We start from the raw sequence: 9,267 nt of genomic DNA, 5'->3' as shown, positions 1-9,267 counted from the left end.
CCTTTTAAGGGTAGCAAGTAAAATAAAATGCGGCTGCTGGACCATTTATGCGTCTTAAGACGCAAGCTAGCAATTTGCCCTTATAGGGCTTATGAAAAACCACCAGCTTAGCTGGTGGATATTTATTTTTTCCTTAAATATATTTATATTTAAAAATATAAATGTATTTTTGTAATATTATATAAAAATAAAATTTGTAATAAATTCCAAAAATGTTAAATTGTATTGTTTGATAAGAAAAAAAGGTATATATTTAAGATATATATAACTAATATATATTAGTTATATAATAAGCAAAATAAATAAGGGGGGAGAATTTTGAAAAGGAAAAAATTTAATCGAATAATAGTTGGAACATTAATTTCTACTATTATTTCAACCACTTTTGTAACTGGGGCTACAACAAAAACTACCACTTATAATACCAGCTATTTAAGTAGTTACCAAGAAACTGGAAACGTTTTAAAGGTTGATATTGATGAGAATGGTCAGGTAACATACTGTACAACAAGTAACCTTGATGAAAGTACAGATACTCAAGAAAAAAGAAAATTTTCTTGGGATAATGCAACAGTGTACTTTGTTTTAACAGACCGTTTCCAAAATGGTGATACTAGTAATGACCATTCATATGGAAGAGGCTTAGATCAAAATGGAAATGTTCAAGATGGTTATGAAAATAATCCAGGGGCTTTCCATGGTGGTGATTTAAAGGGATTAACACAAAAGCTAGAAGAAGGTTATTTTACTGATTTAGGTGTTAATGCAATATGGTTAACTGCACCATATGAACAAATACATGGCTATACTTCTGGAAACGCTTCCGGAGGTAATGGAGAAAATAATGGAGAAGGATTTCCTTATTATTCTTACCATGGATATTGGACTTTAGATTACACTAATATTGATGAAAACATGGGTACAGAAGAAGACTTTAGAAACTTTGTTGATACAGCTCACTCACAAGGAATTAGAGTTGTTATGGATATAGTTTTAAATCACGTAGGTTACACAACTATGAAAGATGCTGATGAATATGGATTTGGTAGTATGGTAGATGGTTGGGAAGATTATTACTATGGAGACTTAAGTAATTTAAGTGGTGGAACAGTTGAATCAAATACTTGGTATAACAAAGACGATTCTACATGGGCAACTAATTGGTGGGGAGACGATTTTGTAAGAGTTTCAGCAGGTTATGCGGGATATGAAAAATATAGTGATGGTGGTGGATACACAAATCCTCTTAGTGGATTACCTGATATAAAAACTGAAAGCACTCAAGAAGTCGGATTACCAGCAATACTTGAAACTAAATGGAAAAGAGAAGGTAGATATGAAGAAGAAATGGCAGAATTAGATGAATTCTTTACAAAGAGAAATCTACCTAGAACTCCAAGAAACTACGTAATAAAATGGTTAACAGATTATATTAGAGATTATGGTATTGATGGATTTAGATGTGATACAGCAAATCATGTAGAAATGGAAGGTTGGGCAGCTCTAAATGAAGAAGCTGATATAGCATTTGAAGAATATAAAGCAAATAATCCAGATAAAGTACTAGATCCAGATGCAGATTTCTGGACAGCAGGAGAATCTTGGGGGCATGGAGTTACTAAATCAGCATTCTTTACAGAAGGTGAATTTAGTTCAATTATTAACTTTTCATTTAAGGGAGCATCTACTTCAAATATAAAAGCAAAATATAACGATTTAGCAAAAGTTAATAAAGATGATGACTTTAATGTATTAAGTTATATTTCATCTCATGATGATGCATTACATGATAGAAATAACTTAATTGATGGAGGAACATCATTATTATTGGCACCAGGAGCAGTACAAATTTTCTATGGTGATGAAACTGCAAGACCATTAGGTTGGACAGATTTCTTTACAAGGGGAGAATATAAAGATCAAATGTATCGTACATCTATGAATTGGAGTGATTTAACTGATTCAAATAGCCAAGCTTCTAAAACTTTAGCTCACTGGCAAAAGCTTGGACAATTCAGAAATAATCACTTAGCTGTGGGAGCAGGGGATAATATAGATATATCAGATTCACCTTATACATTTGGTAGAATTTACAATAAGGATGGGGATAGTGATAGAGTAGTTTGTGTTGTTGGTGCATCAGGAACAATTGATGTAGATGTTTCAAAGGTATTTAGTAATGGAAGTAAAGTAAGAGATGCTTATACTGGAGCAATAACTACAGTTAAAGATGGTAAAGCAACATTTACTGCAGACTCTAACGGAGTAATATTAATAGAAAAAGGTGATAAATCACCAGATGTTAGTATTAGCGAACAATCAAAAAAATATTGGACAGATACTTTAGAGTTAAAGCTTTATGTAAGCAACTCAGAAGTAGGAAGATATAGTATTAATGGAGTAGAACAAGGAACTTATACTAATGGTCAAACAATTACTATTGGTGAAGGTTTAGCATATGATGAAACAACAGAAGTAACTGTTTATGCACAAAACTTAGATGGTGAATCAGAAGCAACCTATACTTATACGAAAGTAGACCCTGATAAAATAAAAGTTAAGGTGAATTATGACAATTCGAATAATTGGGCAAATCCATATGTGTATATTTATAGGGAAGTTGATGGTGTAACAGAGGAAGTAGCACCATGGCCAGGAGTAAAGTTAGAAAAAGATAGTGATGGATGGTATAGCTATACTCAACCGCTTTGGGAAGATGCAAAAGTAATATTTAGTAATGCTGGTGGTAGTCAAAACCCAGGACAAGGTCAAGCAGGTTATGATGTTACAGATGAAATGTGGTATTACCAAGGAGTGTGGTATAGTACAAATCCATTAGCACCAACTATAAAGAATCTTTCAATAGATAAGAAATCACCACAAGGTGTAAATGAAGCTATTGAAATTTCAGTAGATGCAACAGGAAATGGAACTCTTCAATATAAGTTTGAAGTTGAAAAAGATGGTAGCTACACCACAATAAAAGATTATTCTACTAATAATAATGCTACATGGATACCAAGCGAAGCAGGTAATTATAAAATAAAAGTAACTGTAAAAGATTCTAATGGAATGACAAGTGAAAAAACCACTACATTTGTAATTGAAAAAGAAAAGCTTACTATTAATAATATTAATACAAATAAATCAGAAGGTAAGGTTGGGGAAGCTTTAGAAATAACAATTGATGCAAAGGGAGTAGGTGAACTTCAATATAAAGTATCTACACACGAAATTCAGCAAGGATGGAAGAACCTAACTTCAAAATATAGTACTGAAAATGTAATTGAATGGACTCCAGATAAAGAAGGAACCTATAAAATTTGGGTTGATGTTAAAGATGAGGATGGTAATAAAGAATCAAACTATATTACTATCAAGGTAACAAAGTAGCTTAAAAAGGAGGTAAATATGAAATCAATTTATAAAATATATTCATCTATAGTTGCGGCTACAATTATGGGAACTAGTATATTTAGTGCACCAGTTACAGCTTCAGCACAAGAAGTTACATTATTAAGTGAAAGACTATATACATTAAATTTAAGGTCTAGTAGCAATGAAGGAAAATATTCAACAAATGCTACTGGAGTTGGACAATATAAAACAATAAATAGTTTTAGTGACTGGACAGAAGATATGATAATTGCTCAAGGTGTTGCAAATGATGATGCACGTATATTTAGGGGATCTCACGAAGGACCTGTATATGACACATATGCATTATATGGAGCATGGGATGATGATAATTTATACTTGATGTGGCAATTTGTAAATGTTACAGATGTAGTAGATCCTGCACAAGGTTATCCTATTAGTGATAATGGTAAGCCTTGGAATGGAGACATACCACAAATATTAGCATTTAGCATTGATCCTAATAAGAGTGGTGATGGTTCAGCAAAGAGTACAGATAGTAAAACTGGAGTAGTAAATTATTCAGAAAATGTTTGGGATATTAGAGTTAACTATGAAACTTCAGTAGATACATTGATGTATTTTTCAAGTAAACCAGGTGTTGGACAACCAGCTATTTTCAAAGTAGATGATGATGGATATTTTAATTACGATACAGCAGTTGGATTTAATGATGCTGGAGTATCATTTAAATATGAAGATGGATTCTTAGGATCAGAAATGATTGGAATTAAGAGTAATGGATGGGCAGGATATAAACCAGAAGATTTATTTAATAGCTCTTCAAACTGGGTAAATATGTTAAATGAAGGGCATGATACTAAGCAAGATACTATGTATTCAATGACAATTCCATTAGAATCATTAGGAATTGATAGAGAGTATATTGAAAACAATGGTATTGGAGTAATGCATATTTCAACATTTGGTCAATCAGGAATAGCATCTATACCACAAGATGAATCTATGTTAGATGTAGCTACTGAAGAGTATGGCCCAGATGCCTCAACATCAGCTGAAAAGGAAGATTATGATGTTATTACTACTTCCTTAGCTAGAATAGGAAACTTAGAAATAGCTGAAAATACTGTTAAAGTTAATGAAGTTAATGCATCAAAAGAATCACCACAAGTTGCTGGAACATCAATAGATTTAACTGCAAAGGCTGATGGGGAAGGAACATTATCTTATAAGTATGAAGTTAATTCAGTAGTTGTAAGGGATTTCTCTACAAGTAATAAGTTTACTTGGGCTCCTACTGAAGCAGGAGAATATACTATTAAAGTTACAGTTAAAGATTCAAATGGAAACACTGCAAGTAAATCATTGAACTATACTATTACAGAAAAACCACAAGTATCTTTAGAAATAAAAGATATAAAGGTTGATCAAGAAACTGGAACTGTAGGTTCACCAGTGAAAATAACAACTACAGTTGAAGGTGAAGGAGAAATTTTATATTCAGTATCAGTTCATGAAATTAAAGATGGTTGGAAAACAATAGATAAGAATTCTACTTCAAATACAACTCAATGGACACCGAGCAAAGCCGGAAGATATAAGATTTGGGTTGATGCTAAGGATTCTAACAATAATAAGGTATCAAAGTGTATAGATTACACAGTAAAGTAGTATAGGGTATTGAGTTACTATAGAAATATAATGTGGAGGGGAAGAAAATGAATAATAGAAAAAAGTTCACTAGTTTCTTTATTGCATTAGTATTTACTTTAAGTTTACTATTTAATAATTTTACTGGATTAATAAGTACAACTAGTGTAGCAGTAGCAGCAACAAATACATCAGTTAACCAAATAGAAGATGGAGCAATATTACATGCTTGGAACTGGTCTTTTGATACAATAAAAGCAAAGTTACCTGAGATTAAAGAAGCTGGATATACAGCAATTCAAACATCTCCAATTCAAGGTAATAAAGAGGATTTAATGTCTAGTACAAAATGGTGGATATTATATCAACCAATTAATTTTAAAATTGGTAATGCTCAATTAGGTTCTAGAGAACAATTTAAGAGTATGTGTGAAGAGGCTGATAAGTATGGTATAGATATAATTGTTGACGTTGTTGCAAACCATACTGGTAATAGAGGCGGAGGAAGTGACGCTTATTATCCAGCTACTAACGTTGATTCTACTATAAAAGATAATGAGAATTTTTGGCATGAGCATAGAGGTGTAGAAGATTGGAATGATAGATGGCAAGTAACTCATTGGGGAATTGGACTTCCAGATTTAAATACATCAAATTGGGAATTACAAGATATGGTTATAGAGTTTTTAAATGATGCCATTGCCTGTGGAGCAGATGGATTTAGATTTGATGCTGCTAAGCATATTGAATTACCTACTGATTCAGGAGGAAGTGATTTCTGGCCAAGAGTTTTAGGATCTTTAGATAGAGATGATTTATTTATCTATGGTGAAGTATTACAAGGTGGAGCAGATAACATTAATGGATATCATACTTATATGAGAACTACATGCGATTGGTATGGTGGTTCTGTAAGAAGTGCAGTTGGATATTATGGTAATGCTGATGTAAACAATGCAAAAAGTTATACTGTAAGTGGAGATCCTTCAAACCTAGTAACATGGGTAGAGTCCCATGATACTTATGCAAATGAGAATATGGAAACTGTTGGTTTAACTAATGAACAAATTAAATTAGGATGGGCAATAATTGCAGGACGTGCAGATTCAACTCCTTTATTCTTTAACAGAACATCTGGTGGATATTTAGCAGGAAATATGGGAAGCGCTGGAGATGACATGTGGAAAGATCCTATAGTAGTAGCTGCTAATAACTTTAGAAATGCTATGGCTGGTGAAGGTGAATATATAAGAGCTCAAGGTAATAACTTATTTATTACTGAAAGAGGAACAAAAGGTGTAATGATAGTTAACGTTGGAGATTCAACTTATGTTAACTGCGATACTAATTTACCTAATGGACAATACACTGATTCAGTATCAGGAAATACATTTACAGTTTCTAATGGTAAGTTAACAGGTAATATTGGATCAAGAACAATAGCAACTCTTGGAGTAGATGTAAAAACTCCAGTAGTTAGTAGTTCTGTTGCAACAGGAAGTCAATTTGTTGATTCATTAAATGTAACATTAACTGCTAAAAATACTACAACTGCAACTTATTCTGAAAATGGTGGTACAGCAAAAACTTACACTAATGGTACTACTATAACTTTAGGTAAAGATGCAAATATAGGTGATACAGTAACTTTAACATTAACAGGAAAAGGTGAAGATGGAACAACTGTTACTGAAACTTATGAATACAAAAAAGTAGATAAAATCGAAAATTCAATTGCAAAAATTAAGTTACCAAGCGGATGGTCAAGTGCTAATATCTATGTATATGATGGAAGTGGAAGCACAGTAAAAGAAATAGCAAAATGGCCAGGTGTAGCAATGACAAATGAAGGTAATGGAGTGTATAGTTATACATTACCAGATGGATGGGGAGATGACACTCAAGTAATATTCAATAATGGTACTGCTCAAATACCAGCAGCTGAACAAGATGGTTTCTCATTACCAACAAATAAGATAGGAACTTATGCAGATGGTAATTGGACATTAGAAGATATTAAAACAGAAGCAGAAGTAGAAGTTTCAAGTTCGGTAGCTGATGGAACAGAATTTACAGATGTATTAAATGTAACATTAAATGCGAAAAATACAACTGAAGCAACTTATTCTATAGATGGTAAGGAAGCAGTAACTTATACTGATGGAACAACTATTAAATTAGGCGAAGATATAGAGGCAGGTTCTACAGTTGAATTAACATTAACTGGTAAGGGTTCTAATGGAAATTCTGTAACAAAAACTTATACTTATAAGAAAGCTGATGTTATAGTTTCAGATACATCAATTGCAAAAATTAAATTACCAAGTGGTTGGACAAGTGCTAATATCTATGTATATGATGAAAGTGGAAGCACAGTAAAAGAAATAGCAAAATGGCCAGGTGTAGCAATGACAAATGAAGGTAATGGAGTGTATAGTTATACATTACCAGAAGGATGGGGAGATAATACTCAAGTAATATTCAATAATGGTAGTGCTCAAATACCAGCGGCTCAACAGGCTGGATTCTCATTACCAACAAATAAGATAGGAACTTATGCAGATGGTAATTGGACATTAGAAGATATAAGTAAGCCTATAACAATATCTTCATTCACAAGTGATAAATCATCACCACAATATGAAGGGACAACAATTACTTTATCAGCAGATGCAACAGGTGGAAGTGGAAGTTTACAATATAAATTTACTGCTACAGAAAATACTACTGGAGAAGAAAAAGTTATTAGTGATTATTCATCAAAAAATAGTGTTGAATGGACACCATTAACAGCTGGAACTTATGAAGTAAAAGTTAGTGTTAAAGATAGTAATGGTAATGTTGAAGAAAAAAGTTTTGATTTTGAAGTAAAAGAAGTATTTAAGGAGTTACAAATAAAATCTATTACGTTAGATAAGAGTCAAGGAAATTTAGGAGAAGCTGTTACTATTAGTGCTGAGGCAGAAGGTGGATCAGGAACATTAAATTATAAGTTCTATTACAAGAAGGATGGAGTATATACTTTAATTCAAGCATATTCTACTAGCAATACTGTAAAGTGGACACCAGATGAAAGTGGAGACTATATTGTTTATGTTGATGTTAGAGATGGCTCTGGAACTACAAAAACAGCTTATAATTCATATGAAGTAATTGGTGATTCTGTAACAATAAAAAGTTTTGAAGCAGATAAAACATCTGTAGAAGCAAATACTGAAGTAACTCTTACTGCAAATGCAGAAGGTGGAACTGGAGAATTAAACTACAAATTCTATTATAAGTATAATGATAAATACACTAAGATCCAAGATTATTCAACTAAGAATAGTGCTAATTGGACTCCTACTGAAGATGGATATTACAAATTATATGTAGATGTTAAAGATGAAGCAGGTAATGTTAAAACTAAAGCATTTGATTTTATTGTTGGTAATGTAGATGATTTAGAAATGGAATTTACACTTAGCACTAAAAGTGGAGTAGTTAATACACCAGTGACTATAGATGCTACATCTGAGGGGGGAGTTAACCCAATAACTTATAAGTTCTACTATAAGAAAGATGGAACTTATACTATGATTAAAGACTACTCAGATAGTAGTTCAATAGAATGGACTCCTGAAGAAGAAGGAACTTATGCTGTGTATGTAGCTGCTAAAGATGCAAGTGGAAAAATAGTATCAAAGTATACTAATTTCATTGTTGGAAAAGGTGTGGAAATTACAGATATATCTTTAGATAAGACTACTATTAAAGTTGGAGATAGTGTAAATATAAAAACTACAGCAACTGGAAACTCTAATTTACAATATAGAGTAGCTGTTCATGATTTTGAAAATACATGGACAACATTACATGATTTTAAATCTTCTAATACAACAACTTGGACACCAGAAATTGCAGATAAATATGTAATTTGGGTAGATGTTATTGATGAAGATGGAAATTATGATTCAAAATCAATAGAAGTGACTGTAACTGAATAGTAAAGAATAAATTAGGACTACTGTAAATAATTTTGCAGTAGTCTTAATTTATTTACTATAATAAAAATAATAGAATAATAAGAAAATTATTAAATATTTGGTATAATTAAACTATAAGTTCAATTAAAAGAAATATAGTGTAGGAAACTAAACCGTATTTATAGTAATTTAAATAATACTTTCATAGAGAAAAATAACGAAGAGTACAGAATAAATAGTTGTAATAAAAGTAGTTAAGATAGTAAACACTATG

At 31.9% G+C, this 9,267-nt stretch carries 3 protein-coding genes; all 3 read left to right on the top strand.

Annotated elements, in window-relative coordinates; genetic code table 11:
- Positions 1–318 precede the first annotated feature (318 nt).
- From EJJ37_RS18985 to EJJ37_RS18975, 3 genes are read left to right on the top strand one after another with little or no spacing between them, the layout of a single operon-like run.
- Positions 319–3,393: an alpha-amylase family glycosyl hydrolase gene (locus EJJ37_RS18985; RefSeq protein WP_243124923.1), complete on the top strand. Its 3,075-nt coding sequence runs from the start codon at positions 319–321 to the stop codon at positions 3,391–3,393.
- Positions 3,394–3,411: 18 nt separating this feature from the next.
- Positions 3,412–5,049 (top strand): triple tyrosine motif-containing protein, encoded by a 1,638-nt coding sequence (locus EJJ37_RS18980; protein ID WP_133017016.1) that lies wholly within the window; start codon positions 3,412–3,414, stop codon positions 5,047–5,049.
- A gap of 47 nt (positions 5,050–5,096) precedes the next feature.
- Positions 5,097–9,014: a starch-binding protein gene (locus tag EJJ37_RS18975; protein WP_133017015.1), complete on the top strand. Its 3,918-nt coding sequence runs from the start codon at positions 5,097–5,099 to the stop codon at positions 9,012–9,014.
- Positions 9,015–9,267: the final 253 nt, after the last annotated feature.

Origin of the sequence: Clostridium cuniculi (assembly GCF_004353185.1) — a bacterium.
Taxonomy (GTDB): domain Bacteria; phylum Bacillota; class Clostridia; order Clostridiales; family Clostridiaceae; genus Clostridium; species Clostridium cuniculi.
The sequence above is the reverse complement of the archived record's forward strand: the minus strand, read 5'-3'. Positions and strand labels throughout refer to the sequence as shown.

Excerpts from the sequence above, each read along its gene's own strand:
- EJJ37_RS18980 (WP_133017016.1), top strand. The coding sequence starts at position 3,412 with ATGAAATCAATTTATAAAATATATTCATCTATAGTTGCGGCTACAATT.
- EJJ37_RS18975 (WP_133017015.1), top strand. The coding sequence starts at position 5,097 with ATGAATAATAGAAAAAAGTTCACTAGTTTCTTTATTGCATTAGTATTT.